The organism is Bacillus sp. ISL-7, from assembly GCF_018613065.1.
On the sequence record NZ_JAGGQW010000024.1, the window covers coordinates 70,717 to 97,349 of the forward strand.

Annotated in this window: 28 protein-coding genes, 2 pseudogenes and 1 riboswitch; of the genes and pseudogenes, 29 read left to right on the plus strand and 1 reads right to left on the minus strand. The window is 39.5% G+C overall.

Translation table 11 applies throughout. From position 1 onward, the window contains the following. Positions 1-47: 47 nt before the first annotated feature. The 12 genes from J7E66_RS07395 to J7E66_RS07450 all read left to right on the plus strand — a co-directional run bounded on the left by J7E66_RS07395 (position 48) and on the right by J7E66_RS07450 (position 10,060). Positions 48-1,571, plus strand: a complete 1,524-nt coding sequence (locus J7E66_RS07395; RefSeq protein WP_214998786.1) for an aldehyde dehydrogenase family protein — start codon at positions 48-50, stop codon at positions 1,569-1,571. Between the two features lie 15 nt (positions 1,572-1,586). Continuing rightward, a complete protein-coding gene (locus J7E66_RS07400; protein WP_144555092.1) occupies positions 1,587-1,880 on the plus strand; it encodes a BMC domain-containing protein in 294 nt (97 codons plus the stop codon). 19 nt (positions 1,881-1,899) lie between these two features. Continuing rightward, positions 1,900-2,754: a phosphate propanoyltransferase gene (locus tag J7E66_RS07405; RefSeq protein ID WP_214998793.1), complete on the plus strand. Its 855-nt coding sequence runs from the start codon at positions 1,900-1,902 to the stop codon at positions 2,752-2,754. 17 nt (positions 2,755-2,771) lie between these two features. Further along, a complete protein-coding gene (locus tag J7E66_RS07410; protein ID WP_168243714.1) occupies positions 2,772-3,047 on the plus strand; it encodes a EutN/CcmL family microcompartment protein in 276 nt (91 codons plus the stop codon). Positions 3,048-3,050: 3 nt separating this feature from the next. Continuing rightward, the gene (locus tag J7E66_RS07415) at positions 3,051-3,404 is read left to right on the plus strand and encodes a BMC domain-containing protein (RefSeq protein ID WP_214998842.1); all 354 of its coding nucleotides are present in this window, start codon (positions 3,051-3,053) and stop codon (positions 3,402-3,404) included. Between the two features lie 25 nt (positions 3,405-3,429). Next, positions 3,430-4,374, plus strand: coding sequence for a malate dehydrogenase (mdh, locus tag J7E66_RS07420; protein ID WP_214998795.1), 945 nt, complete (start codon positions 3,430-3,432; stop codon positions 4,372-4,374). Positions 4,375-4,512: 138 nt separating this feature from the next. Beyond that, positions 4,513-5,916: an ethanolamine permease gene (gene eat / locus J7E66_RS07425; RefSeq protein WP_214998797.1), complete on the plus strand. Its 1,404-nt coding sequence runs from the start codon at positions 4,513-4,515 to the stop codon at positions 5,914-5,916. Positions 5,917-6,235: 319 nt separating this feature from the next. Continuing rightward, positions 6,236-6,345: riboswitch (TPP riboswitch) on the plus strand. Between the two features lie 147 nt (positions 6,346-6,492). Then, positions 6,493-7,488 carry an ABC transporter substrate-binding protein gene (locus J7E66_RS07430; RefSeq protein WP_214998799.1) on the plus strand — a complete coding sequence of 332 codons (996 nt, stop codon included), beginning with the start codon at positions 6,493-6,495 and terminating at the stop codon, positions 7,486-7,488. A gap of 13 nt (positions 7,489-7,501) precedes the next feature. Continuing rightward, the gene (locus J7E66_RS07435; RefSeq protein ID WP_214998801.1) at positions 7,502-7,792 is read left to right on the plus strand and encodes a thiamine-binding protein; all 291 of its coding nucleotides are present in this window, start codon (positions 7,502-7,504) and stop codon (positions 7,790-7,792) included. Continuing rightward, a complete protein-coding gene (locus J7E66_RS07440; RefSeq protein ID WP_214998843.1) occupies positions 7,792-8,559 on the plus strand; it encodes an ABC transporter permease in 768 nt (255 codons plus the stop codon). Before J7E66_RS07435 ends, J7E66_RS07440 begins: the two co-directional genes overlap by 1 nt. After that, entirely contained in the window at positions 8,556-9,296 is a 741-nt protein-coding gene (locus J7E66_RS07445; RefSeq protein WP_214998803.1) for an ABC transporter ATP-binding protein, read from the plus strand. The genes J7E66_RS07440 and J7E66_RS07445 overlap by 4 nt, the downstream gene beginning before the upstream one ends. Further along, entirely contained in the window at positions 9,293-10,060 is a 768-nt protein-coding gene (locus tag J7E66_RS07450) for a TatD family hydrolase (protein ID WP_214998805.1), read from the plus strand. Before J7E66_RS07445 ends, J7E66_RS07450 begins: the two co-directional genes overlap by 4 nt. Before the next feature lie 32 nt (positions 10,061-10,092). Here the strand turns inward: J7E66_RS07450 and J7E66_RS07455 are convergent. Further along, positions 10,093-10,329: pseudogene (locus J7E66_RS07455) on the minus strand (group II intron maturase-specific domain-containing protein); the annotation flags it as partial. A 549-nt stretch (positions 10,330-10,878) separates the two neighbouring features. Here J7E66_RS07455 and J7E66_RS07460 point away from each other — a divergent pair. From J7E66_RS07460 to J7E66_RS31675, 17 genes and pseudogenes are all read left to right on the plus strand, one after another. After that, positions 10,879-12,030, plus strand: coding sequence for a class I SAM-dependent methyltransferase (locus J7E66_RS07460; RefSeq protein ID WP_214998807.1), 1,152 nt, complete (start codon positions 10,879-10,881; stop codon positions 12,028-12,030). 260 nt (positions 12,031-12,290) lie between these two features. Further along, a complete protein-coding gene (locus J7E66_RS07465; RefSeq protein ID WP_214998809.1) occupies positions 12,291-12,986 on the plus strand; it encodes a hypothetical protein in 696 nt (231 codons plus the stop codon). Between the two features lie 417 nt (positions 12,987-13,403). Beyond that, the gene (locus tag J7E66_RS07470; RefSeq protein ID WP_214998844.1) at positions 13,404-13,685 is read left to right on the plus strand and encodes a DnaD domain-containing protein; all 282 of its coding nucleotides are present in this window, start codon (positions 13,404-13,406) and stop codon (positions 13,683-13,685) included. Then, positions 13,682-13,897, plus strand: coding sequence for a hypothetical protein (locus J7E66_RS07475; RefSeq protein WP_214998810.1), 216 nt, complete (start codon positions 13,682-13,684; stop codon positions 13,895-13,897). The genes J7E66_RS07470 and J7E66_RS07475 overlap by 4 nt, the downstream gene beginning before the upstream one ends. A 61-nt stretch (positions 13,898-13,958) precedes the next feature. Further along, on the plus strand, positions 13,959-15,584 hold the full coding sequence (nikA, locus tag J7E66_RS07480; RefSeq protein ID WP_214998811.1) for a nickel ABC transporter substrate-binding protein: 1,626 nt from the start codon (positions 13,959-13,961) through the stop codon (positions 15,582-15,584). Between the two features lie 17 nt (positions 15,585-15,601). Further along, positions 15,602-16,546, plus strand: a complete 945-nt coding sequence (gene nikB / locus J7E66_RS07485) for a nickel ABC transporter permease subunit NikB (RefSeq protein ID WP_214998813.1) — start codon at positions 15,602-15,604, stop codon at positions 16,544-16,546. Then, complete coding sequence (gene nikC / locus J7E66_RS07490) at positions 16,543-17,376, plus strand: nickel ABC transporter permease subunit NikC (RefSeq protein WP_214998815.1); 834 nt, start codon at positions 16,543-16,545, stop codon at positions 17,374-17,376. The genes nikB and nikC overlap by 4 nt, the downstream gene beginning before the upstream one ends. A gap of 15 nt (positions 17,377-17,391) precedes the next feature. Further along, positions 17,392-18,219, plus strand: coding sequence for a nickel import ATP-binding protein NikD (nikD, locus tag J7E66_RS07495; protein ID WP_214998845.1), 828 nt, complete (start codon positions 17,392-17,394; stop codon positions 18,217-18,219). Positions 18,220-18,245: 26 nt separating this feature from the next. Beyond that, positions 18,246-19,055, plus strand: coding sequence for a nickel import ATP-binding protein NikE (gene nikE / locus J7E66_RS07500; RefSeq protein ID WP_214998817.1), 810 nt, complete (start codon positions 18,246-18,248; stop codon positions 19,053-19,055). Positions 19,056-19,149: 94 nt separating this feature from the next. Next, positions 19,150-20,466 carry an MATE family efflux transporter gene (locus tag J7E66_RS07505; protein ID WP_214998819.1) on the plus strand — a complete coding sequence of 439 codons (1,317 nt, stop codon included), beginning with the start codon at positions 19,150-19,152 and terminating at the stop codon, positions 20,464-20,466. 461 nt (positions 20,467-20,927) lie between these two features. Further along, positions 20,928-21,929: a DnaD domain protein gene (locus tag J7E66_RS07510; protein WP_251032821.1), complete on the plus strand. Its 1,002-nt coding sequence runs from the start codon at positions 20,928-20,930 to the stop codon at positions 21,927-21,929. Next, on the plus strand, positions 21,929-22,156 hold the full coding sequence (locus J7E66_RS07515; RefSeq protein ID WP_214998821.1) for a DnaB-like helicase N-terminal domain-containing protein: 228 nt from the start codon (positions 21,929-21,931) through the stop codon (positions 22,154-22,156). Before J7E66_RS07510 ends, J7E66_RS07515 begins: the two co-directional genes overlap by 1 nt. Beyond that, positions 22,149-22,784, plus strand: coding sequence for a DnaB-like helicase C-terminal domain-containing protein (locus J7E66_RS07520; RefSeq protein ID WP_214998823.1), 636 nt, complete (start codon positions 22,149-22,151; stop codon positions 22,782-22,784). Before J7E66_RS07515 ends, J7E66_RS07520 begins: the two co-directional genes overlap by 8 nt. Positions 22,785-22,827: 43 nt before the next feature. Continuing rightward, positions 22,828-23,247 carry a hypothetical protein gene (locus J7E66_RS07525; RefSeq protein ID WP_214998824.1) on the plus strand — a complete coding sequence of 140 codons (420 nt, stop codon included), beginning with the start codon at positions 22,828-22,830 and terminating at the stop codon, positions 23,245-23,247. A gap of 288 nt (positions 23,248-23,535) precedes the next feature. Beyond that, complete coding sequence (locus tag J7E66_RS32270; RefSeq protein ID WP_285289199.1) at positions 23,536-23,667, plus strand: hypothetical protein; 132 nt, start codon at positions 23,536-23,538, stop codon at positions 23,665-23,667. A 1,342-nt stretch (positions 23,668-25,009) separates the two neighbouring features. Next, positions 25,010-25,339, plus strand: a pseudogene (locus J7E66_RS32795) (competence protein ComK); the annotation flags it as partial. Positions 25,340-26,304: 965 nt separating this feature from the next. Further along, positions 26,305-26,610 (plus strand): reverse transcriptase domain-containing protein, encoded by a 306-nt coding sequence (locus tag J7E66_RS31675; RefSeq protein WP_251032816.1) that lies wholly within the window; start codon positions 26,305-26,307, stop codon positions 26,608-26,610. Positions 26,611-26,633: the final 23 nt, after the last annotated feature.

Sequence of the window (26,633 nt, forward strand, 5' to 3'; positions counted from 1 at the left end):
ACGTGTAATTTTTTACACAAAAAACAAGAGAGAAAGGAGTGTCCCTGTTGCCATTCGATTTAGATTTACAATCCATTCAGGAAATGCGGGATGCAGTACAGAAAGCTAAAGAAGCACAGCAAAAGTACTTGGCGTTTTCCCAAGAACAAGTCGACAAAATTGTGAAACGGGCAGCCGAAGCGGCTGCTGCCAAATCACTTGAATTAGCCCAGATGGCGGTCGAAGAAACCGGAATGGGTGTAGTCGAACATAAAAAAATGAAAAATGACGTCGGTTCACATGCTGTCTATGAATCTATTAAAAACGAGAAGACAGTTGGAATCATTAACGAGGACCGTACAAAGAAAATAGTCGAAGTCGCCTCACCTTTTGGGGTGATTGCCGGGATCATTCCAACGACAAATCCAACCTCGAGTGCGATTTTTAAAGCATTAATCGCCCTAAAAACAAGAAATGGAATCGTATTTAGTCCGCACCCACGGGCAGTGAAATGCTCAGTCGCCGCTTTAAAGATTTGTTTGGAGGCAGCCGTCGATGCGGGAGCGCCGGACGGAATTATTGGCTGGATCTCAAAACCAACAATGGCAGCAACCACTGAATTAATGCACCATCGTGATATTAATTTGATTTTAGCAACTGGCGGAAAAGATTTAGTCCGTGCTGCCTACAGTTCAGGTAAGCCTGCATATGGTGTCGGTCCTGGAAACGTGCCCGTCTATATCGAAAAAACCGCCAATATCGAAAAAGCGGTCAAAATGATTGTTCAAAGCAAAACGTTTGATAACGGCACGATTTGTGCAACGGAACAAGCCATTGTGGTTGACCAGAATGTCAAAGAAATGGCGGTAAGGGAGCTTAAAAATAATGGCGCCTATTTCTTAAATGAACAGGAGAAATCACTTTTAGAAAAGGTGATTTCACCATTGCCAGGAAAGCTGAACCCGGCAATTGTTGGTCAAAGTGCTGTCAAGATTGCGGAATTGGCGGGTATTTCCGTTCCAGCCGACACAACGATTTTAATTGCGGAAGAAACGCGGATAGGGAAGGACGTTCCTTTTTCCATTGAAAAACTTTCGCCGATTTTTCCGATTTATACAGCTGAAAGCTATGAAAGTGCAAAAGAGCTGTGTGTGAAAATCTTAAATTTAGGCGGGATGGGACATAGCTTATCCCTTCACACCAATGATGACAATGTAGCCCGTGAATTTGCGCTATTCATGCCAGTATCACGACTGATGGTGAATACTCTTTCTTCCATTGGTGCGGTGGGAGCCACAACGGAATTGATGCCATCGCTGACACTTGGCTGTGGATCATATGGCGGTAATATTACTTCAGACAATCTAACGGCCCGCCATTTAATCAATATCAAAAGAATGGCCTATGGAACAAAAGAGGTTAACGTTCCAAAACCATCCAGCAAAAGTCCTGCTCTACAATGGGGTGCCAGCAACCATGTAGACGAGATTGTGAATCAGGTTTTAAGCAATGTGAATGTATCGGGCCAGCTAGATTCGCAGGTCATTTCTGAATTGGTAAATCAAGTATTAAAAAAATATCAATTAAATTAATAGGAGGAATTTACAATGGCGAGAGAATTAACAGCATTAGGAATGGTGGAAACAAAAGGTTTGGTAGCATCCGTGGAAGCAGCAGATGCAATGGTAAAGGCAGCAAACGTACATTTAGTCGGTAAAGTACATGTTGGCGGCGGGCTTGTAACGGTTCTTGTCCGCGGAGATGTAGGTGCGGTTAAAGCGGCAACTGAAGCAGGTGCGGCAGCAGCAGAACGTGTTGGTGAACTATTATCTGTACATGTCATCCCACGTCCGCACAACGAATTGGAGAGCATTTTACCAAAATTAGAAGTGGAAGTGTAAGAAGTAAGGAGCCAATTCGATGAATGAACAATCTATTCGAACGGTTGTTGAAGAAGTGATTCAGCAATTGTTAAAAAAGGACTTCAGACCCAATACAATCTCGATGGCTGTCTCTGCACGCCATTGCCACTTAAGTCAAGCTGATTTAGAAACGCTTTTCGGCAAAGGGTATGAGTTAACGAAAAAAGCGGACTTGTCTCAGCCCGGTCAATTTGCGGCTAATGAAACGGTGATCATTGTCGGACCAAGAGGAAGCATTGAAAAAGTGCGAATCCTCGGTCCGGCCCGTTCTTTAACACAAGTGGAAGTCAGCAGAACGGATTCAGTAAAGCTTGGGTTGAAACCGCCCGTAAGGGAATCTGGCAATATTGCTGGTTCTGCACCGATTACTCTGGCAGGGCCCCAAGGAAGTATTTTCAAAAATGAAGGACTGATCATTGCTCAGGCTCATATTCATATGCACCCTGAGGATGCCGCTTATTTTAGCGTTGAAAACGGCGAGTATGTACGAATCCGAACAGAAGGGGAACGCCCGGTTTCGTTTGAAAAAGTACTTATAAGGGTTTCACCGAGATATCAGCTTGAAATGCATATCGATACCGATGAAGCTAATGCCGGATTAATTACAAGCGGTCAGGCTGGTTTCATTGTTAAGGATGGGGAGCCTTTAGTAAAACCCCAGCCTGTGACCAATCAGGTATCACCTGAACAAAACGAACCAAAAGAAGTTCATTTTCAAAAAAATCTCTTAACCAAAAGAGATGTGCAGGCATGTCAGTACGAAATGATATCGGTTCGGAAAGGCACAATTGTGACTCCATTGGCACGAGATGCAGCAAGAGAGTTGAAAAAAAGCATCCAGGTTATGGATTAGTTTAAGGGGATGATTTTTTGTTAGTTGGAACGGTGATAGGAAATGTATGGGCGACAAGGAAGGAAGAGAATCTAACAGGATTAAAATATTTATTTGTCCAGCCGGAGCTTCCATCCGGGGCGCCTATCCTTTCACCGTTTATTGCGGTGGATCGGATTGGTGCCGGAGTCGGAGATAAAGTGATGGTCACAACGGGAAGTGCGGCAGCAAATATTATCGGTGACCATAGAATGCCGATTGATGCTGTCATTATCGGAATTATCGATTCTATTGATGTTGAAGGAGGTGCGTAAGTGATGTCAAAAGCCTTAGGAATGATTGAAACTAGAGGGCTGATTGCCTCAATCGTTGCAGCAGATGCAATGGTTAAAGCAGCGGATGTACGTTTAGTTAAAAAAGAAAAAGTGGACGCCGGACTCGTTTCGATTTTAGTAGAAGGAGATGTCGGGGCTGTCCAGGCGGCGGTCGATGCTGGCAAGTATGCTGCTCAAAGTGTCGGGGTGCTGGTAACCGCGCATGTGATCCCGCGTCCGGATGAGGAAGTAGGGCAAATGTTGTCACAGATGCCGAAAAAGGGCGAGGAGAAACCAAAACCTGCAAAAAGGGGTCAAAGAGCAAAACAAGATGAGCCTCCAGCACAAACAGAATAATTTTAAAAAGAATGGAGGAAGAAATATGGTTTTCAAACGTAAAAAAATTGCAGTGATTGGTGCAGGATATACTGGTGCAACAGCGGCGCTGATGATTGCGCAAAAAGAATTAGGAGATGTCATTCTGGTTGATATCCCGTCTCAAAACGATCCGACCAAAGGGAAGGCACTGGATATGCTGGAAGCAAGCCCTGTCCAAGGCTTTAATGCAAATATAACGGGTACCTCAGATTATGCGGATATACAGGATGCTGATTTGGTGTTAATCACTGCAGGGCTTCCGCGGAAACCAGGGATGAGCCGGGATGATTTGGTTTCTACCAATGCAAAAATTATTGAGCAAGTCTCTGAAAATATTAAAAAATATGCGCCGAATAGCTACATTATCGTTTTAAGTAATCCTGTTGATGCGATGACCTATGTTTGCTATAAGACAACAGGGTTTCCTAAAAATAGGATTATCGGTCAGTCTGGAGTCTTAGATACTGCGCGTTTCAACACTTTTGTTGCACAGGAATTGAATGTGTCAGTGGAAGATATTTCAGGTTTTGTCCTTGGCGGTCATGGTGATGATATGGTCCCATTGGTTCGATTCTCTTATGCCGGCGGAATCCCGCTTGATAAAATTCTTCCGCCTCACCGAATTGAAGCGATTGTGGAAAGAACGCGTAAAGGCGGCGGCGAGATTGTCAGTTTGCTAGGTCAAGGCAGTGCCTACTACGCCCCGGCAGCTTCGATGGTCCAAATGGCTGAAGCCATATTAAAAGACAAAAAACGAATCTTGCCATGTATTGCCTATCTGGAAGGGGAATATGGCTATCAGGATTTATATCTAGGGGTTCCAACGATCCTTGGCGGCGATGGGATTGAAACGGTAATTGAAATTGCGTTAACCCCTGAAGAAAAAACAGCCCTTGATCAATCAGCCCAATCTGTTCGGAATGTTATGTCGGTTTTGAAGACACGATAATATTTGGATAATATATCCTGTGAATCCTTCTGCAATTCTATATTAAACTAGTAGCACCTAGTTTTGGAAATAGTCGTGTATGGGATATGGTTTTACTTTAATATTTCCAGGAGATTTACTTTGAAAGGGGAAGGGTTTATGGAGCAGGGAAACAACCATTTACAAAAAGCGCTTAAACCAATTCATCTCTGGGGTATTGCTGTAGGGATGGTCATATCCGGCCAATATTTTGGCTGGAACTATGGTTTTGAATCAGGTGGCACCATCGGTCTCGGCATTGCCGCACTGATTATTATTGTCTTTTATACGACTTTTATTTTTAGTTATTCAGAGCTTTCAACTTCCATCCCTCATGCCGGCGGGCCGTCTGCCTACGCTCGAAAGGCAATGGGGCCGTTTATGGGCTTTATAACCGGTTTAGCCTGTTTAATGGAATTCATTTTTGCCCCTCCAGCGATTGCAGTATCTGTTGGAGCGTATATCAATTTCCTAATCCCAAGTATTAATCCCGTTTATGCAACGGTCGGAATGTTTATTTTATTTATTTTGGTCAACCTCATCGGTGTAAAAGGTGCCGCTATCATTGAGTTAGTGGCAACGGTATTGGCACTGATCGGTCTCTCGATTTATTATGTGGCCGGTTTACCTCATGTTCAATCATCCAATATATTTAATGATAGGGCTTTTAGTCATGGCTGGTCCGGTGTTTTGGCAGCTATTCCATTTGCCATTTGGTTCTTCCTTGCGATTGAGGGGGGAGCGATGGCAGCAGAAGAGGTGCGCGACCCGAAGAAGGATATTCCAAAAGGCTTTATTTCCGGTATTTTAACGCTTGGTGTGGCAACGATTTTAACCTTAGTCGTAACGGCAGGACTTGGCGGCGGTACCGGTAAACCGGCGGATTATCCTCTTCCACAGGCATTGGAAAGTATTTATGGAGAAGGCAGCTTTATTCCAAAATCAGTTGCCATTATCGGTTTATTTGGTTTAATTGCCAGCTTGCACGGTATTATTATTGGTTATTCCCGTCAAACGTTTGCCCTGGCTCGTGCAGGATACCTGCCTAAGTTTTTGTCTAATCTTTCGAAACGCGGGGTGCCGCATTGGGGCTTGATTGTTCCTGGAGCGATTGGAGTTATGGCAGCAGGCTCAGCAAACTTTGCAAATGCGTTGATTATCCTATCCGTTTTTGGTGCGATTACGATGTACTGCTTAAGTATGGTTTCGTTGTTTGTGCTGCGTAAAAAGGAGCCAAATTTGGAAAGACCATTTAAGGTGAGCTACCCTGTTGTACCGGCGATTGCATTAGTATTGGGTGTTTTCTCTTTCTTCTGCGTGGTAAAATACAGCGTGTTAACGACAACTCTTCCTTTGTTTGGAGTGGAGCTGCCTTTGGCGGGTGTGATTCTGACGATTTTTGGTGTGGCGATTGTCTACTATTTCTTAGTAGGATCCAAGAAACTTCGTCCAATGTCGGAGGAGTTTGTTTTAATTGAGGATGTGACTTCTGGAGAAAAAGGGACAGATGAGAAAATTGGATAACGTTCAATAGAAAAAGATGTTCCATTGAGGTGGGGCATCTTTTTTGTATTAGTTGAAATGATTGGATACAGACGGATCCTCAAATAATGCCCCTGTTCGTATAAGTTATCATGAACGAAACTAGCTCCTTACTCGTAACACCGTAGGTTAACTAGCAAAGTTATTTCGTGCAGGTGAATTAACCTCTGTTTACGTGCCAACAGAAGATGAGAACTGGATGTTTCATGATAGGAAGTATTTGTTAACAAGCATAAATAGATAAAAGCAGTTGGCATTGTCTGCCTTGACTGATATAATAGTAGGATATGAAGTGGAATACGATGTAATGTGGGGGAACCGGTGATGCCGGTTGAGATTTAGTCCGTGAGACGATGACCCTTGGAACCTGATCTGGTTGATACCGGCGGAGGGAACATATTCTTAAACAATTAATTGTTTGCTGATATGCACTCAGGTTTCTTTGCCTGGGTGCTTTATTTTGTTTAAGCAAGTTTTTGCCTTCTACCCAACACTTAGGTTTCAGCCTATTTCATTTGTTTCACTTTAGATTTTATTTTTACATATGGGGGATTCAACATGAAGAAATGGCTAGTACTAGTCCTTTCAGTCCTTCTAGTGACTGGATGCAGCAGCAAAAAAGAAACAGAAAACGCAAAAGAAAAAAAACAGCCGCTTAAAAAGGTCTCGATTGTACTGGATTGGACGCCCAATACCAATCATACTGGATTATATGTAGCAAAAGAAAAAGGATTCTTTAAAAAAGAAGGATTGGATGTGGATATTATCATGCCGGGTGAGGCCGGAGCTGACCAACTAGTAGCTTCTGGCAAGGCGCAGTTTGGTGTTGGCTACCAAGAAGCGATTACCCAGGCACGTATACAAGGGGTGCCGCTCGTATCGATCGCTGCAGTGATTCAGCACAATACATCAGGATTCGCTTCACCAGCTGGCAAACAGATTCAATCTCCGAAAGATTTTCAAGGAAAAACATACGGTGGATGGGGCTCGCCAGTCGAAAAATCTGTTATCACTTCTCTAATGAAAAAGGAAAACGCCGATGCTAATAAGGTGAAAATCGTGAACATGGGGGATACGGACTTTTTTACAGCTGTGAAACGAGACATCGATTTCGCTTGGATTTACTATGGGTGGACTGGTGTAGAAGCAGAGCTTCGTAATGAAAAAATTAATATGGTTTACTTAACAGATTACTCTGACAAACTGGACTACTATACACCTGTTTTAGAAACAAACGAAAAAATGATTGAAGAGAACCCAGAAACGGTTAAGGCATTCGTAAATGCCGCTGCCAAGGGGTATGAATTTGCCATTAAAAACCCTGATCAAGCTGCAGATATCCTGATTAAAGCAGCACCGGATTTAGATCCAAAGCTGGTAAAGAAGAGTCAAGAATGGTTGTCTCCGAAATATCAGGATGATGCAAAAGAATGGGGAATTCAAAAGCAAGAGATTTGGGAAAATTATGCCCAATGGATGTATGAGAATAAGCTTCTTGATAAGAAATTAGATGCGAAAAAAGCATTTACAAATGAATTTTTACCAAAACAATAGGAGGTAGAAAAATATGGCGAATGCATTAATCAGCATTCAAATCATCCCGAAAACAAAGGGTGGAGAAGACGTCATTCCATACGTTGATGAAGCCATTAAAGTCATTGCTGAATCTGGTGTGAAATATGAGGTACACCCGTTAGAAACAACCATGGAAGGCGAACTTCACGAATTATTTACGGTGATTTCAAAAATGAATGAACGAATGATTGAAATAGGAAGCAAAAATGTCATTTCTCAAGTAAAAATCCTTTATCAGCCAACAGGCATTGCCATGGATGACTTAACGGAGAAATATCGATGATGAGGAAGAATCTTGTAAAAGGGTGGAGACCGATTTTGGTTCTCCTCCTTTTGTTTGTCATTTGGGAGATTGTTGTTAAAATAACAGAAGTGCCGGAATGGCTTCTTCCTCCGCCATCAAAGATTTTCGCAGAGGCCATTGCTGGTTGGCGTGATTTTTATCCAGATGTGTTTTCAACGGTTAAAATTTCACTATTTGGATTTGTAGTTGGAGCATTCATTGGACTGGCAGTCGCCGTTTTATTCCATCTTATACCTGTTTTAAGGGATTCCTTCTATCCATTGTTGATTTTATCACAAAATGTTCCCATTATCGTTCTAGCTCCACTGTTGGTCATTTGGTTTGGGTTTGGCTTATTGCCCAAAATGATTGTCATCACTCTTGTTTGTTTCTTTCCCATTACAGTGGCCGCCTTGGATGGATTTAGCCAAACTCCTTCAGAGTTGAAGCATTATATGAGGATGGCAGGTGCATCCAAAACACAGCTATTTTGGAAATTGGAGCTGCCGTCTTCGTTGCCCTCTATTTTTTCAGGCTTTAAGGTTTCTGCCACGTATAGTGTAATGGGTGCCGTTATTTCTGAATGGCTTGGTGCGAAGCAGGGGATTGGTGTCTTTATGACATTCGCATCGTCGTCTTTTAGAACGGACCGGGTGTTCGTAGCTATTTTTACCATCATGTTCTTAAGCCTCTTATTTTTCTTTTTAATCGTTTTTATGGAACGAAGAGTGGTTCGCTGGCAGCCGAAAGGGGATGAGAAAAAATGAGCTATCTTCGTTTTCAAAACGTTTCGAAACGTTTCCGGCAAAATGAAGTACTGAAAGACCTTGATTTTTCCATTAATAAAGATGAATTTGTTTCTATTATTGGCCCTTCAGGTAGTGGGAAAAGCACCATTTTCAATTTAATAGGAGGAATTCTTTCACCAGATGAAGGGGCAATCCTATTAGACGGCCAGTGCATTAATGGCAAGCGTGGTTTTATTAGCTATATGCCTCAAACTTCTTCTCTTTTCCCGTGGAGGACGATACTTGAAAATGTCCTTCTTGGCCAAGAGCTTCAGGGAAAAAAAGAAGTAAAAGCAGCACGAGAGATGCTGGCGATTGCAGGACTCTCTGATTATGAAAACGCCTATCCTCACATGCTATCTGGAGGAATGAAGCAGCGGGCTGCTTTTATCCGTGCCTTATTGAGTCCGCAAGAGGTGATTTGTCTTGATGAGCCTTTTTCAGCTTTAGATGAGCTAACCCGGTTTGAAATGCAGAAATGGTTATTGGAAATGTGGGAATCACATCGAAGGACTATTCTTTTTATTACTCATCATATTGAGGAAGCACTGTTTCTATCCGATCGAGTGATGATGCTGTCTGGTAAGCAATCTAAGGTCGTTTCAAACATAGAGGTTCCATTTGAAAGGCCACGGCACGAAGGTATTCTGCTAGATAAAAGCTTTATTCAATGCAAAAGGGATTTATATTACCAATTAGTAGGTGAAGTCAAATGAACATGATCGACGCTCATATACATTTGGATCGCTATCAGGATGAGGAAATCAAAAGGATTGTATTGGATTCTGCCCGTATCGAAGCCTTGATTTCTGTATCCTTTCATTTGGATTCCAGTAAAAGAAACCTTTTGCTTACACAAAAATATCAAAAGGTAAAACCTGCATTTGGCTACCATCCAGAACAAACATTGCCTTCTGAAAACGAGCTGAACGTGCTGCTAAATTGGATGGACAACCACCGTAATGAAATGATTGCTGTAGGAGAGGTGGGGCTGCCATACTACTTAAGGCAAGAGCAAGGGATTTCGATTGCTCCTTATCTTGAAGTATTAGAAGCTTTTATAAGTAAGGCGAAAATATGGGACAAACCGATTGTTCTTCATGCTGTTTACGATGATGCGCCTCTCGTTTGTGACCTTCTCGAAAAATATTCTGTTTCCAAAGCGCATTTTCATTGGTTTAAAGGGGATCAGAAAACAATAGACCGAATGATACGAAACGGCTACCATATTTCTATTACCCCGGATGTGGTGTATGAACAAGAAATCCAGCAGCTTGTCAATGTCTATCCTCTCGAGCTCATGATGGTTGAAACAGATGGACCTTGGCCATTTGAAGGTCCATTTGCGGGGAAAATGACCCATCCGAATATGATGGAGGAGTCCATAAGGAAAATTGCACTGCTTAAGAAGCTTTCCGCTGCGGAAGTTTCAGATGTCTTACATCAAAACACAAAATGGTTTTACCAATTGACATCTTGAAGCTGCCGATCAAACATTGGCAGCTTTCTTTATTTGTAAAAGTTCCATTCAATCATACGGAGTCTTCTTCTTATCCATTCATCAAATTCTTTAAACTTACTTGGTGTATCCGCTAAAGCAAAGTAACCATACCACCCCGTTAGGTATTGATTTAGTTTCTCAATTCTTGTTTCCATTGGGATGGATTTTGAACGTGAAGTTAGTTCCCGTATTTTCGACTTTAGTCTTATGATACTTTCCTTGGATATCCGAACCTTCGGTTTCTTATGAAAGATACTTTTATTTGACCACTAATTTAAGTACCTAGTGGTAATAATTCTGTTACTCCTTTTAAATCACCTTTGTGGCGGGATGGTTTGTGCTGTCAGGGATTACTTTGAAGCAGGAATGTCGATTCCATCAAATCCGACAGCTCCTTCTTCTGGTCCATTGTTCGATTATATGTTAACCGGCTGATTGATTGCTTTAATTTGCCCTCAGGACCTATGAAATATATAGATTGGATGAATCCAACACTGCCGGACCATGAAACAACTAAAATAGGTATTGCACCCCACGGAAGGGCGTGGAGAATGATAAAAGCGGAATTATGGTGTGAGCTTTTATGTACCACATAAAGTAAAAACGCTAAACTCTATCCCAAATTGAGTTTAGCGTTTTTCTTTTGGTCAAACAATCTGAACGAGAACAAACACTTTATCTAGTAAAAAACAGAAATTTTTTGAAAAAATAGCAAATTCCTATTATAATAAAACTAACCATTTTTAAGACCAAGTACTAATATGTAGTAATAATTTAAAATAAACTGGAGATAAAACATGTCAATCGAAACGAAACAAAGGAAACCAAGAATTTCTGCTTATTTTAAGACACTCGGAATCAAGGACTGTAAAAGCAAGCGGGGCTTTTGGAAGCACGTTACTGGAGTAGATTCAGTCTTGGCAGAGGAACTTGAACCACTTATATGCCGCAAAAAGCAGGGAAATATTTATGAGGTAAAGAATGGTACTCTGCCTTTCAGCTTGGCAGTGGAATCATGGACGAAGTCATTTCATAAGTCTTTCCTGACTTGGATAAACCAGCAAAAACAACTAAAGCCAAAGCGAATTTTGGAAATCGGATGTGATAATGGATTGTTGGCATGCTGGTACGCCACACGGTTTCCGGATGCGGAGATAATTGGAATCGATCAGTCAGGGAACGGAATCCGGTGTGCCAAATACTTGGCTAAGCAGCTAGGTCTTACTAATGTGAGCTTTTATCGAATCGATTTTATGGATTTAAGAGAGCATTTTTTGCTGAACTCTTTTGATCTCATTATTTCTGTGCGGGCCTTTCATGAGATTATGGGACCTCTTTTCTTCCCAAAGTATTGGTCACTACCAGATTACTTGAAGGAAAATCCAACATATGGAGATAGTAAGTATTTACAAATAGTCGATGATTTGTTAACCGAGGACGGAACCTATCTCTCTTGTGAGCGATTGGAAAACCCCGCAGATGTCGGGAAGTGGGCAAATTCACTGTCACAAGCCAATCTCCAAGTCCAGTGGGATGACTGCGACATCATAGATTATCATGAGTTAGGAGCAAATAAGCGTTCTCCTATTATTGTAGCGACAAAAAGACAGACTGGGATCATAACCTTAGAAGGTATGGAACACCTTTATACGAAAGATCATCCAATCGTATTAGAGTCCGGGAAATGCTACAGCGGGGCGAAAGCTGAGTTTGCCTATCACCGCTTGGGGGAGAAAACATTCAAATCAGGCCACTATCTGGATGTGCCCAACCACTGGCATATGTTTCGATTTGAAATTTGGGAGACCAGCAGTTTTCTGATTGTCTATAATTACGGTAATATGGGGCATCGTCATTTGGACATACTTTCTGCCGGTGCATATATAGAGGCACAACTGCTGATAGAGGAGGCAAAGGAAAAGTCCAGTCACCTCGGACCAATTGTATAATACAACAGCCTGGAAGCACGTCCAGAAAGCTATTTTATACTTAATTCAAAGGCTATAAAGAAACTATTGGGTTTAAATATAAAATTAATTTTGCAGAATTAGAGAGTCTACATGAAATTGTAGGCTTTTTTTCTCTTTAAAAATTCAAAAGGGGCAAGTGTTTATTCCCGATAGCAGGAAATATGCATAAAATAGATCCTATCGGTCAACGTTTCACGATATTTTTACAATCATTTTATAAGAAATAGAGGGAAGTCATTATGTCAACCTTAACAGGGTTTCTGCCCAGCACATCCGCTTTTAAATTTGGAAACAGCTTCCCACAAGTTCCATTATGGAAAATGGATGTTTTGGGTCTGCGGATTCCAATCGGTAATGCATCATATGGCCTTTGTGGCGGAATGATTTATGCAGTCATAGATTACTTTGAAGCAAAAATGCCGATCCCGTCCAATCCGACAGCCCCTCCATCTGGTCTATTGTTCAAATATATCGTTAATCGGCAGATGGAAAGCTTTCATTTGCCCTTTGGTCTTATTAAATATATGGTTTTGATGAATCCTGTCCTCCCGGATCATGAAACAACCGCTAGTAAACTAGGAGCTGCTCCGCACGGAAGAACGTGGAGAATGATTAATGAGGAATGGCCGAGAATAAAAAATGATCTTGATAACGGAAAGCTATCACCGCTTGGTTTAGTCAGAGTAAAATCCCTTAATCCTTTTCAGATTAGACAAAACCATCAAGTTCTTGCATATGGGTATGACTTCAATGAAAATAATCTGTCCATTCATATCTATGACCCTAATTTACCAAACGATGATCATGTAACTATATCTTTAAGTATTGATAATCCCGAATCGCCAACAACTGTTGTTCATTCAAAATCATCTGAACCGATTTATTGTTTCTTTAGAACGAATTACAACTTTACAAGGCCAATAGATTTAAACTAGATTTCAAGAGGCTCGTTTACGGAAAAAACGTTTTTTAGTCATAATCTCCCCTTCAAAAGGTATACCTTTATCCCAAATATACATTTTATTAAAAATTCTTCTAACTAATTCCTTGTGTTTTTAAAATTAGAAAGATAGTACAATTTATCCGGTTAGAAAAATGGTATATCAAGCAATAATTTTTGGCACTAACAGATTCTTTTGAGCTCTTTTATACTAATGAAGAAGTTTTTGCGAAGCACTATTCATAACACACTCTAAGCAATCCATGTATTCTCTAAATAGAAGTAACTAAATGCTGAAATGTCAGGCTCCCGTTAAGGTGTCTGACATTTTTTTAGCCGCAAGACCAATCCAAATAACTGGACGGAGTCTAAAAACGATACTAAATGTAAGTATATATTTGATACCCCATAGCTGTTAGTTTGGTTAGAGGATTCTAGCTTTTTACAGCCGAAAGAGGTGATTTTAAAAGCGATGAAAATTGCCTGTGCCAACAACAAGCGAAGGCTGAGTTATGTGGTTGGGATTCTGAAAAACTGGGAAAATGAATCTTTACTCACCGTAGAAGAAATTGATTCCTATCATGAGAACCAAAAGTCCGTACCAAAGTATAGGCAATCAACCGAATCGTTTCCTGCCGGAAGAGCAATTCCAAGTGGATTTAAACTTGACCTTACGTCAGGTGAAGAGGGATGAGTATCGCGGAGAAAGCGTTCTTAGGAAGCGTGATGAAGGGAGAGTACTTACTCCCAGACCCCGTCATTCACCCTGAACAGTTAGAAAGTACACGGCATAAAGAATTAATGCGAAAGCTGGTGTTTGCCTCAACAGCTTATTTGCTATTTAAATTAATTTTATCTATGGGGGCTAGTGGGTTTAAAAAAATAAAATATCCAACACTACATTGACAAGACTATGTAATGCTCTTACAATTGAAAATGATTATCAACATCAATTGGAGGAAGTTATATGTCTTATACAATTAATCGTCGGAATATTTTATTAACATTTATTTTTATTTTTTTATTATCATCAGTATTACTTGGTTGTACAAATGCTAGTGATAAGGATACAACGTCAAAGAATGTAAAAGATAATATGCTTACGATTGCATGGGCGAGGGATGTGGGCGAAATGAATCCCCATGTTTATAATCCTTCACAATTATTTGCTCAGTCAATGGTATATGAACCGTTAGTAAGTTACGGAGTTGGAGGAGAGCTAAAACCTCATCTTGCTGAGTCATGGGAAATTTCTGAAGACGGAAAAGTATATACATTTCATCTGCGTAAAGATGTGAAATTTTCTGATGGAACAAGTTTTAATGCAGAAATTGTGAAAAAGAATTTTGATACAATTTTGAATCACATGGAATTACATAGTTGGTTGGGTTTCCTTTCTAAAATTAAAAATATGGAAGTTATCGACGAAAATACGTTTAAAATGACATTAACTGAAGCCTATTATCCAACGATTCAGGAGTTAGCTGTTGTTCGACCTGTTCGTTTCTTAGGTGAAGCTGGATTCCCTGAAAATGGTGATACCTCAAAAGGAATTGTGAAACCAGTTGGTACAGGCCCATGGATTTTGGAAGAGTATAAAGCGGATGAATATGCGATTTTCAAACGAAACGAAAACTATTGGGGTGAGCTTCCAAAAGTAGAAAAAATTCAAGTGAAAGTCATTCCTGATGCAGAAACGAGAGTACTAGCGTTTGAAAAAGGTGAGCTAGATTTAATTTACGGAGAAGGTGTTATCAGTTTAGACGCTTTCAAACAATTAGAATCAACTGATAAATATGAAACTAGCATTTCTGAGCCAGTCGCGACAAGACAGCTTGTTATGAATACAAACAGAAAACAGCTTTTCGATGAACGTGTTCGCCAAGCGTTACATTATGGATTTAATAAAGAGGCAATGGTGAAAGGAATCACTTCTGGACTAGAAGAAGCAGCAGATTTTATTTTACCGACAAACTTGCCTTATACTTCCGAAATTGATGTTAAGAAGATTGGATATGATGTTAAGAAAGCAGAAGCGTTATTAGACGAAGCAGGTTGGACACTTCCTAAGGGGAAAACGGTTCGGGAAAAAAATGGACAGCCACTTGAAATTGAAATGATGTATGATTCAGCAGAATCTATTCAAAAAGCAATGGCAGAAACGCTACAATCAGAATGGGCTGCCATTGGTGTGAAATTAAATATTGTTGGGGTAGAGCTTGCTGTTCAAGTTCAAAGATTTAAAGATAATAAGTTTGATATTAATTTCTTTAGTAACTACGGTGCTCCATATGATCCGCATACATTTATAAACATTGTGGCAAAAGAAGGATTTGGATTTAATGAAGCCATTTCAGCCTATCCAAACAAAGCGGAATTACTCCAACAAATGGCCCGAGTACCTCAGACAACTGACGAAAATGAACGTCAACAGCTGTACACATCTATATTAACATCACTGCAGGACCAAGGAGCAATTCTTCCTATCTCTTATATTAAGAAAACAGCGATTTATCAAAAAGATGTCAAGAACTTCAATTTTTCTGCGAATCGTGACGAAAATCCATTCACAGGAATTATCATCGAGCAGTAGGCAAGTAGGAGGCTATTATGGGCAATTATATTATAAAACGAATAATGTCCATTATCCCGGTTTTTCTTTTGGCCGCACTTCTAACAACTGGAATGATTCACTTTTCACCGGTGGATCCGGCCGAGGCTTATTTAACAGCAGCACATATCGAACCGACCGATGAGATTTTGGCCCAGAAAAGACATGAGTTTGGTTTAGATCAACCATTCTTCATTCAATATGTAAAGTCTATTATGAAGATATGCCAACTTGATTTTGGCATATCTTATGTTTCGAATAAGCCCGTTTGGGACGAGGTGATCTACCGAATTCCAGCAACCCTCCAGCTAGCGCTAGGGAGTTTATTCATCGCGGTGCTTGTCAGTGTCCCTCTTGGCTTTCTAGCAGGAGTAAAGAAAAACAGCGCAATTGATCATTTCAGTCGCATACTTTCCTTTTTCGGGGCATCCATTCCTTCTTTTTGGCTAGGTTATTTATTGATTTTTTTCTTTTCTGTAAAATTGGATCTTTTCCCAGTTGAAGGGTTTGGAACATGGCAACATCTTGTATTGCCTTCCATTACGCTTGCTCTTCCTTTAATAGCGATGTACACAAGATTGTTGCGTGCTAGCATTCTTGAAAATTTACAAGAGCCCTATGTGCTATTTGCAAGGACAAGGGGGATAAAAGAAAAAACCATTATGGCCAAGCATGTCTTAAGAATTGCCATTTCCCCGATGATTACTGGTCTGGGGATGAATCTTGGGAAACTGCTGACAGGAACGATTATCGTGGAGACCGTTTTTTCTTGGCCTGGATTTGGACGTTATTTTATTGAAGCGATTTTTAACCATGACATACCTATCATTCAATGCTATGTACTAATAGCCGCTAGTTTATTTATATTTAGCAACCTAATGGTGGATTTGATTCAAATGTTTATTGACCCGCGCATATCCAGGAAAGAAGGGCAACAACGATGATAACCAGTATACGCAGGATATTTATAAGTCAAAAAGTGATTCCTATATGTACTATTGTTTTAGGGATTCTTTTTATCATCACGTTATTGGCTCCCTGGATCGCACCCAATGATCCGATTGCGGTCAATTTAGTTTATAAACTACAGCCTCCCTCCTGGGAATTCCCATTAGGAACGGATCATTTAGGAAGATGTAACTTATCACGCCTTTTATATGGGGGACGAATATCTTTAGGGTTTGCCATGCTCATTTTCATTTCATCTTTAACGATTGGTTTAATAATTGGAACCTTTTCTGGATATAAAGGCGGCTGGGTGGATCAGGTTTTGATGAGATTTTGTGATGGTGTGATGGCTTTTCCTAGTCTTATCCTTATACTTGGACTGGTTGGTATTTTCGGTCCTGGACTCTCGCAGGTCATTTTAGCGCTGATGCTTGTGCAATGGGTATATTACGCGAGAATGTTCCGAGGAATGGTTCTAAGTCTGAAGGAACAAAACTTTATTGCAGCGGCGAAAATAAGCGGCTCATCGCAAGGGAAGATAATTAAAAATCATATTGTCCCAAATGTACTCCCTCCACTTGTGGTCATGGGTACATTAGAAATGGGTTGGGCCATCATGGATATATCCGCCATGTCGTTTCTTGGTTTAGGAGTACAACCGCCTACAGCTGAATGGGGAGCGATGATTCACGAAGGAAAGTCGTATATTCGGACGAATCCTGAATTAATGCTTTTTCCAGGTTTGATGATTATGCTCGTAATTGTGAACTTCAATTTATTGGGCGAAGCGTTATCCGAACGTTACGGTGTCAAACGTCGATCATAAAAAGGAATGAGAATGTTGGGTACAGAACAGTCATATGTGTTACAAGTGAGAGATTTACATGTACAGGTAAAAACAAAAACTGGTGCTACCACGCTTGTTGAGAATATCAATTTTGAACTGAAGCGTGGGGAGGTACTGGGTCTTGTTGGGGAAAGTGGATGCGGAAAAACCGTTACGAGTATGTCCATTCTTCAGCTTCTCAATCGGAAAACGACAACGATTGAAGGCAGTATCGTATTAAAAGGACGCGAATTGAACGGTTTAGGAGAGAAAGAAATGCGTATGATTCGTGGTAAGGATATCGCTTTTATTATGCAAAATCCGATGAATGCATTTACGCCTGTTTTTACAATTGGCCACCAATTTATTGAAACCATTCGATCGCATACACAATGGAATAAAAAACAAGCAAAAGAGCTTGCCATTGAGGCGATGCATCATGTGAACTTACCAGATCCTGTTAAACTATTAAAATACTTTCCTTCTCAATTGAGTGGTGGTATGCTTCAACGGGTGATGATTGCTATTGCAGCTTGCTTACATCCAGCCGTCATTATTGCCGATGAACCCACAACTGCTCTTGATGTAAATAATCAAAAGAAAGTGCTGTACCACTTAGATAAAATTCGTTCTGAATATGGTTCAGCCATATTATTAATATCCCATGATCTCGGTGTCATTTCTGAAATGGCTGATGAAGTTGCCGTTATGCAAAATGGTCGAATAGTAGAAAAAGCGGGTGTATTCCAACTATTTGATGAGCCACAACATGAGTATACAAAAAAACTTTTAAATGCACGGTCCATATTACATTTAGATGAACCTGTCATCCATTTGGCGTGACTTAGGCATTTATAAGGGGTGAAAAAATGAGTTTATTACAAGTAAATGAAGTAACCCATAGCTTTGGATCTCCAACGTTTTTCAACTGGAAAGATCGTTCTAAAAAAATACTCTGTGACATATCTCTCTCTATTGAGGAAGGAACCTGTTTAGGTTTGCTTGGTACGAGCGGAGCTGGTAAAAGTACCTTAGGAAGAGTGATTCTTGGTCTGGAACGGCCGCAATGTGGAAAGGTTCTGTTTCAAGGGCATGATATTTATACCGCAGATAAGCATAGTCGTCAAAAAATCCGTCGTGATCTTCAAGCTGTATTTCAGGACTCATACTCATCGGTTAACCCTCGTATGACGGCTGAACGAATTATTGCAGAGCCTCTAGAAAACTATGAAAAGCTAACAATAGCTGAGCAAAAACGAACCGTTATTGATTTATTAGAAAGGGTGGGGCTAAGTGAAGAGGACTTAAAAAAATACCCTAATCAATTTAGCGGTGGGCAATTGCAAAGAATCAATATTGCAAGAGCTATCTCACTCAAGCCAAAGCTGATTGTCTTAGACGAATCTGTCAGTAGTCTAGATATGGTGAATCAAACCCTTATTTTAGAATTACTCAAGGAGTTAAAAGCAGACTTCGGGTTATCATTTCTCTTTATTACCCATGATATTAAAGCTGCCTATACGATTAGTGATAGATTAGGTGTACTAGAAAAAGGAAAATTGGTCGAGCTTTATGATGAAAAATCACAGTTTTTTACTTCAGAACATCCTGTAGTAAATGAGATGAGAGATTCCATGCTGGCTGAGCACCCACGTTTTCGTTCGGTTAGACGTGCTTAATTTAAACAGTATATACACTTTTCGAATGCCTCGATTTCATTTGCATAATCGGGGCTATTGTTCTATTTGAATGGATAGGAGGAGGAAATTCCTAATGAATCATCGTGCGTACCTCACCTTGGCGATTCCCTTAACGATCTCGACCATGACAACGCCCTTGTTAGGTGCTGTAGACACAGCCGTTGTGGGACAGCTTCCTGATGCGGCATATATTGGAGGAGTTGCAGTCGGGACTCTTATTTTTAATACTTTGTATTGGGTATTCGGTTTTTTACGGGTGAGTACATCTGCTTTTGCCGCACAAGCGAATGGGGCAAGCGATCAAGCCCAAGGAATTCTTGCTTTATCGCGTCCATTTTTATTAGCTATTGTGGTTGGGGTGTGTTTTATTCTCTTACAATGGCCGATTGAATATGTAGCTTTGATATTGTTTTCAAATGATTCTGATGTCAGTCAGTTTGCAGCTGAATATTTTCGAATTAGAATTTGGGGAGCACCCTTTACATTGCTGAACTATGTTATCCTTGGCTGGCTAATGGGGATGGCAAAGATTAAAGAATCTTTATGCTTACAGGTGTTAATGAATGTTTTGAATATGATTTTGGCCATTCTTTTTGTCCATGTCTTTTCTTTTGCTGTAAAAGGGGTCGCTGCTGCCGCTTTGATTGCTGAAGTGACTGCCTTTTTATTAGGGATGGTCATTGTGAAGAAGGCATCCCCGTTTGAATGGAGGTTACCATTCTTTCATGAAGTTATAGATACACAGTCTATGAAAAAGATGTTTAACGTTAATAAGGATTTGTTTATTCGAACGATTTGTTTATTAGTTGTTTTTAATATGTTTACAGCAAAGGGTGCTTCGTTTGGAACAAACTTTTTAGCGGCCAATGCTGTTCTATTTCAAATTCATTACATTATGGCTTATTTCTTTGAGGGGTTTGCTAACGCTACGAGTATTCTCGTCGGCAAAGCGGTAGGAGCAAACGACAAGGATTTATATAAACAAACACTTACTTTATCAAAACAATGGTCGGTGATTACGGCTTTTGTGATAGCTTGCATCTATGGATTATTTCAAGAACAAATTATTGCGCTTTTTACCAATCTACGAAGTGTAATCGAACTTTCAACTACATATGGAACATGGCTTATTCTTTACCCGTTTGCCGCGTGTTTTGGCCTTGTCATTTATGGTGCCTTCACAGGTGCAACTGAAATTGCTCCCGTTCGAAACTCTATGATTTACGCAATGATCGTCTATATCCTTATACAAATTACGGCAACACCTATCTGGCATAATCATGGCCTATGGCTGGCTTTCATTCTATACACGTTTGGGCGTTCTGGATTCTTGATCATGTATACTCCTAGATTAAATAAAAGATTATTATCTATAAACAAAGGAATCTGAAAATTACAGCTACTTTTGAAATGAATCATTTGTCATGTAACAAGAAGGCATAAAAAAATAGCCAGGTACACAAATGAAATATCTTTTGAGGGAGGATCAATTCTTAACATTTCTTTAAATACATTAACCTAATAAAGAAATCGCATTCGCACAAAAATAGCTAGAAAATAACTCAAAATGCAAAAAACGCCTTCAAAAATCAAATTTGAAGGCGTTTTTTGACGTTTACGCTCTAAAAATGCCCTCAAATTTGAAAATTGGCGATTCGCTTTACCTCGCCAATCTCGATATCGTAGAAGTGCAAAGGATGCGGGTTTTCACCTAAATCCTGCGCAACGAACAAGGTGATGAAAAGGTGTCATAAAGTATTCACATATTATTGAAAAACATATGACCATTTTCTTCATTTATTTCTATATCAAGTATGAAGGGATTTTTTAGGAGAAAGGTAGTGGTTGAAGATGGCAAAGTTTAGAATGGTACGTACTGATTTTTGGAAGAATCCGCTTGTTTCAGAGGAGATGACTCCAGAGGACAAATTCTTCTGTCTTTATCTTCTTACGAATCCACAAACGACACAAATTGGAATCTATAAGATTACAAAAAAACAAATGGCTTTTGATTTGGGTTATTCGATTGAGAGTGTTCACTCGTTAATGGAACGATTCATCGTGCATCACAAGCTGATTCGTTACAATCCTGAAACGAGAGAACTGGCGATCAAGAACTGGGGGAAATATAACCTGGATAAAGGCGGGAAACCGTTCATGGATTGTATATCTTCCGAGTTAAAGGATGTGGAGGATCTCTCACTGATTCAATATGTTTCGAAGGCGATTCAAAAACAGGAAATTCGCAGTCTATTTGAATCATTTTGTGAACAAGAAGAGCTGGTTTTCGGCAAGGAAGTTAGCGGCCATGATGAAAATGATACATATCTAGAACTTGAATGTGGAGAGCTTGACGATACGTTGACGCACCGTGAGACGAGAAGGGGGCAAAAAGAAGAAGAGTATAAAAAAGATAATAAAAAAGAAAAACAACAACAACAAGAAGCTTTTAATCCAAATATAGAGAAAAATCCAGACACAGAAAATAATCAAAAAGAAGTAGATGTAAAAGAAATTATTGAGTTTTGGGACAACAATGGATTTGGTTTTTCGAACGTGAATGCCAAACAACAGTTAGTATCTTGGTTAGATGATTCTAGCTTTTTACAGCCAAAAGAGGTGATGTTAAAAGCGATGAATATTGCCTGTGCCAATAACAAGCGAAGGTTGAGTTATGTGGTTGGGATTCTGAAAAACTGGGTAAATGACTCCTTACTGACCGTAGAAGAAATTGATTCCTTTTATGAGAGTCAAAATTCTACACCAAAGCATAGGCAATCAACCGAATCGGTTCCTGCCGGAAGAGCAATTCCACGTGGATTTAAACTTGACCTTACGGCAGGTGAAGAGTGATGAGTATTGCGGAAAAAGCGTTTTTAGGAAGCTTGATGAAGGCGGAGTACTTGCTCCAAGATACCATCATTCAACCTGAACAGCTAGAAAGTACACGGCATAAAGAAATCATGCGAAGAATGGTGGAGTTAAAACGGGCGGGTAAGAATGTTGATTTAATCACATGGACAACCTTACCAGACTTGGGCCGGGTTTCTGCCACTGGTATTTTCCTTAGAAATGCCTGAAAAGCTGATAACTTCCCGATTAATGGCTTCAACTGGAGGCTTTAACCGTGCAAAAATGCGAGATCCAAAAAGAATGCTTACTGAAAATCAAAAGAATAAATGGTCGGATGTAATTGGTGATCTCACGGAAACCCATATGCAAATTTTTGATGGGGCGGGACAAACCATTGCCGAAATGAGAGCGAAAACGCGAAAAATGATCAATCAATTTCCATACAAGAAACCAATCCTTTTTATCGACTACTTAACACTAATCCATTCTGGACAATTTTACGGAGGGAATTCCCATTTACAAGTAACGGAAATATCCAAATCCCTTAAAACAATGGCGAAGGATTTTGATTGCCCCGTCATTTGTTTGGCCCAGCTCAATCGGTCGGTGGAATCAAGAGCCAATAAACGGCCGATGATGTCTGATATTCGGGAATCGGGAAGTGTGGAACAGGACGCCGATGTCATTTTGTTCTTATATCGGGAGTCGTATTATGACAAGGAAACGGACAATCATTCCCTTGAAATCATTGTCTCGAAAAACAGAAATGGTCCAGTTGGAAGCATCGATGTATATTATAACGAGCATACAGGAAGGATTGAAGACCAGAAGGAATCAAGTCCTATCGGTGTTTAACCTCTATTTAGCCGAAAAAAATCTTATTTCGAGGTGCTATCACATGATAGTTAAAGAACTTTACATGGATTGTTTCCGTTATGAAGAATCCTCATTGGCCCATTGTATCTACCATTTACTAGCAGAGCAGAAAATTTCATTAGATGACGACATATCCAAGATAGACTTAGAACAAGCCGACCATCAGAAAGTAAGGGAATTGGTTCAAAACAATGTATTAGGTATTCATAAAGTTGGCATCTACTCGCTGAAGATGAACCAGAAGGATTTTGTCTTTATTTTTGCGGCCAGCAAGCAAGAAGCCATGCATTTCTATACCAAAACATTTCATAAATGCCCATTGAACTGTCACGATTATTCGCTAGATTTCCAGCTTGCTAGAGGAAATGATGTGATTTCGTTTCGGGACATGAGGAAGGAATTCATGAGTTTTCCAGCTATAGCGGGGTATTTTAAGAGGTGAGGTGAAGATTTCGAGTCGGGTTCTGTTGTGGTTCAACTGTTTGCGAAATTTACTAGGGATTTTGACATTAAAAGTTAATCGTAAGGCATTTTGTTTTAAAAACTTTTAAAACACTCCCAAATGCTGTTTAATCAACGTTTGGGAGTGTTTTTTGTTTTGCTGGGAAAGGATTGGAACCGGTAGGATTAGAATTAACTTTACACATCTTTTTCCATAAGAATTGATTTAAATATATCTAATCTTAAGCTTATTGCATGGATTTTAGTTCCGCTCAAGAATGATAGCTTAATGAGTAATTTACATGTCCACCGCGAAACAGGAAATTTCTACAGCATTATCACAGGTAAGCGGATTGCAGTTAGAACAGCCAACCACCTTGTTATCGATGGGAAATCCGAGGACATCCACTGTCACCTGTAGCCGATCCCATGGGTAGCACCTGCATCAGGCTATATAAGGTATGAGGTTTCAACCCTTATGTCAGGGTCATTTGGTTACGCATCCAGCGGAAGTTCTGTAGTGACCATCAAATTGAATGAAAAGTTTGAGTCCGGTACTAAAACAGCGTATTCTGCAGGCAATGTTACGCACTCAAGATGATCTTGGTATTTTGATAATGCCCACAGTAAACATCTTGAAATCGCCACGTTTACGGGCTCCTGGACCAAACTCCATTTATTTCGATAACACCTTTAGTAGAACATAAAACAGGGCGAATAATAATTTGTTCTTTCTGTCTACCTTAAGGGGATATTTTTTCCAAAGTAAAAATTAGGTTTTACGTTAAGTTGATCAGAGTACATCAGGAACGTAAAATCGGGAATGTTTGGATGTATAATTTGTTTCAGTTTCGAGTTATTAATCCTCACTTCTTTAAAAAATGTCGAATATAAGGGAATGATATAAAATTATGATATATTTGTGAAATTAGTGAGGAAACTTCATTATGTTTAATTAAGGTGTCTGTTAATATAATCTCCTTAATAATTACCCCATTAAATCCCAATTAACCAATAAAATGTTAATAAAAATAGACTTTTTGTAGCTTTGACCTCTGATAAGGGGCAATTTTTATAGTATTAATAATATGTGGTCAAATATTTTACTAAAAAGATAAATTTTGTCATGGGTACATAATCTAGTAATGTTTAAACAGTACGGTTTTATAAAAACTTTTTAATAGAATTTAATAATTTTATTTTATAAGAAAAATAACTAACTGGTATAATAGTCACGAGGTTAAATTTGTCAATTAATACAATTTGTATATCCATGACTATAAATGGAAGCGGATACAATTAGACTAGAACTGAGGTTATAAATTTTTCACAATCGGCTTGTACTGCAAATCTTTGAGGGGTTAGAGTAAGAGGGGAAAGACCTATTGTAAAAGAAAGTATGGAGGATATAAGAAGGTTAAGTTCAAAGGGTAACGCTACTTAAGAAATAAAAATTGGACAACAATTAAATTATCTCTAACAGCAAAGGAGGTGAGGTAAATGTAAGAAGTGAAATAAACAAACCCTCGAATAAGTAGTCTTGGCGGACAGTAACTCGAGGGCAAGTGTAGTTGGGTATACCAACTTTATTTGAGTATACCCTTTTTTAAGAAAACAACCAATGATAAAAAACGAAAGAAGGGTTACGTACATGGAAGTTAAAGTAGATTACCTAAAAAATCAGAAACAGGTTTAATTATGGGCGAGTATTACACAAACGGAGCTCTTTATACTAAAGTTATAGAAGGTATGAAAATTTTTTAGTTGCAATGACTCCTGTTCAGCTTATCGATAAGTGCCTACTTCAGTATGGATCGAGTTTAAATGGTGCTATAAAAAGTTCTAAAGAGGTACTTGGTGTAATGTATATGTATCCTATAAAAATAAGTTCAGCTTTGGATATCTGGTTGTTTCCTAGCAAATCTTATAAAAAGTCAAATTGTGTATGTTTCGTACTCAATCATATTGAAGATACATTACCACAAAGTGTACAACAAACAGAAGTATTTCTACGATATGGACATAAAATTACAATAAAAATGAAGGAAAGTACATTCCAAACAAAACGTCGAAATGCTGAAAAGTTACGGTAACGAATTTCAAATAATATTAATAATTCTTCCAATGATAAAAAAGAAGAGAAAAAGGATTCTCCGTCTTGTGAAAGGAACCCACCTACGGTGGCTAAGGAGAAGTCGAGCCTTGAGACTATGGGCGAATACAATGGAAGGTGTGAAAAACTTGGAGTAGCAGCAGCCAAGAATCTCCCGTGGTAAAGGCAACGACATGTTAGAAAAGTAACTAACGGAACTGATGATACCCTCCCTCATCACTTTCAAATGGAAGTAAAGCAGAAACCTATAAGTGATATACGAAGTGGTAAAATGGATGAGCGGGAGTCGGAGGGGGTCATAGTACCAATGATGACAATGACAACACAACATTGTCTAGGGAAGGACGGAAAGAGCTATTACCATACTTCGTTCATATATCAGAAGGAGGTAAGAGTCAGTAAATGTCAAGTAAACGACTAACTACACCAATAATGCAAAAGCTCAAAACTCTGGAAGACGTTATATCTTTTTGCCAAGGAGAACACTCGTAAACTTCATGCTTTGTATGGACCAGATATCCTGTGGGAGGCGTGGCAACGTGTGAAACGAAAGAAATGTAGTGAAGGTGTAGATGCACAGTCTATTGAGAATATCGTAAAGGAATATGGGAAAAGAATAAATTCTTGAATGAACTCTATCTAGAGTTGAAAGAGAATAGATATCACGTCCACATTCAGTCCTAAGATCCTACATACCAAAGGGTGATGGAAAGAAACGTCCATTAGGAATTTCAACCATTAAAGACCGAGTTGCACAAATGGCAACCAAAATGGTTATTGAACCAATCTTTGAAGCTGATTTTCATGACTGCTCATTTGGTTTTCGTCCTAAATGAAATGCTCAGCAAGCCATGGCGAAAGACTCGGAAAGCAAGCAAGAAATGTTGTTGGGTAGTCGACGTCGATATCCAATGATATTTTGATAACATTAACCAGGTAAAATTGATGATATTGGTTGAGCAACCTATCAATGACAGAAGAATATTAAAGCTGATTCGCAAGTGGCTAAAGGAAGGCGCAATGGAGGAGGCTAAACTAAGAAACTCCATTTTTGGAACACGGCAAGGTGGTGTAGTATCACCATTATTGGAAAACATTTATCTAAATGCAATGGATAAAATTTGGGTGTACAGATTTAACCAATTAGGTGATTTAGTATGGTATTCGGATGACTTCGTCATCATGTGTAAAACCACTGGAAATTATCAAAGCTATTCAAGCAATAATGGGAAAACTAGACCTTTCGATTAATTGAGATAAATCTAGTTAGTCCA

Excerpts from the sequence above, each read along its gene's own strand:
- J7E66_RS07400 (WP_144555092.1), top strand. The coding sequence starts at position 1,587 with ATGGCGAGAGAATTAACAGCATTAGGAATGGTGGAAACAAAAGGTTTG.
- J7E66_RS07405 (WP_214998793.1), top strand. The coding sequence starts at position 1,900 with ATGAATGAACAATCTATTCGAACGGTTGTTGAAGAAGTGATTCAGCAA.
- J7E66_RS07415 (WP_214998842.1), top strand. The coding sequence starts at position 3,051 with ATGTCAAAAGCCTTAGGAATGATTGAAACTAGAGGGCTGATTGCCTCA.
- mdh (WP_214998795.1), top strand. The coding sequence starts at position 3,430 with ATGGTTTTCAAACGTAAAAAAATTGCAGTGATTGGTGCAGGATATACT.
- eat (WP_214998797.1), top strand. The coding sequence starts at position 4,513 with ATGGAGCAGGGAAACAACCATTTACAAAAAGCGCTTAAACCAATTCAT.
- J7E66_RS07430 (WP_214998799.1), top strand. The coding sequence starts at position 6,493 with ATGAAGAAATGGCTAGTACTAGTCCTTTCAGTCCTTCTAGTGACTGGA.
- J7E66_RS07435 (WP_214998801.1), top strand. The coding sequence starts at position 7,502 with ATGGCGAATGCATTAATCAGCATTCAAATCATCCCGAAAACAAAGGGT.
- J7E66_RS07440 (WP_214998843.1), top strand. The coding sequence starts at position 7,792 with ATGAGGAAGAATCTTGTAAAAGGGTGGAGACCGATTTTGGTTCTCCTC.
- J7E66_RS07445 (WP_214998803.1), top strand. The coding sequence starts at position 8,556 with ATGAGCTATCTTCGTTTTCAAAACGTTTCGAAACGTTTCCGGCAAAAT.
- J7E66_RS07450 (WP_214998805.1), top strand. The coding sequence starts at position 9,293 with ATGAACATGATCGACGCTCATATACATTTGGATCGCTATCAGGATGAG.
- J7E66_RS07460 (WP_214998807.1), top strand. The coding sequence starts at position 10,879 with ATGTCAATCGAAACGAAACAAAGGAAACCAAGAATTTCTGCTTATTTT.
- J7E66_RS07465 (WP_214998809.1), top strand. The coding sequence starts at position 12,291 with ATGTCAACCTTAACAGGGTTTCTGCCCAGCACATCCGCTTTTAAATTT.
- J7E66_RS07475 (WP_214998810.1), top strand. The coding sequence starts at position 13,682 with ATGAGTATCGCGGAGAAAGCGTTCTTAGGAAGCGTGATGAAGGGAGAG.
- nikA (WP_214998811.1), top strand. The coding sequence starts at position 13,959 with ATGTCTTATACAATTAATCGTCGGAATATTTTATTAACATTTATTTTT.
- nikB (WP_214998813.1), top strand. The coding sequence starts at position 15,602 with ATGGGCAATTATATTATAAAACGAATAATGTCCATTATCCCGGTTTTT.
- nikC (WP_214998815.1), top strand. The coding sequence starts at position 16,543 with ATGATAACCAGTATACGCAGGATATTTATAAGTCAAAAAGTGATTCCT.
- nikE (WP_214998817.1), top strand. The coding sequence starts at position 18,246 with ATGAGTTTATTACAAGTAAATGAAGTAACCCATAGCTTTGGATCTCCA.
- J7E66_RS07505 (WP_214998819.1), top strand. The coding sequence starts at position 19,150 with ATGAATCATCGTGCGTACCTCACCTTGGCGATTCCCTTAACGATCTCG.
- J7E66_RS07510 (WP_251032821.1), top strand. The coding sequence starts at position 20,928 with ATGGCAAAGTTTAGAATGGTACGTACTGATTTTTGGAAGAATCCGCTT.
- J7E66_RS07515 (WP_214998821.1), top strand. The coding sequence starts at position 21,929 with ATGAGTATTGCGGAAAAAGCGTTTTTAGGAAGCTTGATGAAGGCGGAG.
- J7E66_RS07520 (WP_214998823.1), top strand. The coding sequence starts at position 22,149 with ATGCCTGAAAAGCTGATAACTTCCCGATTAATGGCTTCAACTGGAGGC.
- J7E66_RS07525 (WP_214998824.1), top strand. The coding sequence starts at position 22,828 with ATGATAGTTAAAGAACTTTACATGGATTGTTTCCGTTATGAAGAATCC.
- J7E66_RS32270 (WP_285289199.1), top strand. The coding sequence starts at position 23,536 with ATGAGTAATTTACATGTCCACCGCGAAACAGGAAATTTCTACAGCATT.
- J7E66_RS31675 (WP_251032816.1), top strand. The coding sequence starts at position 26,305 with ATGATATTGGTTGAGCAACCTATCAATGACAGAAGAATATTAAAGCTG.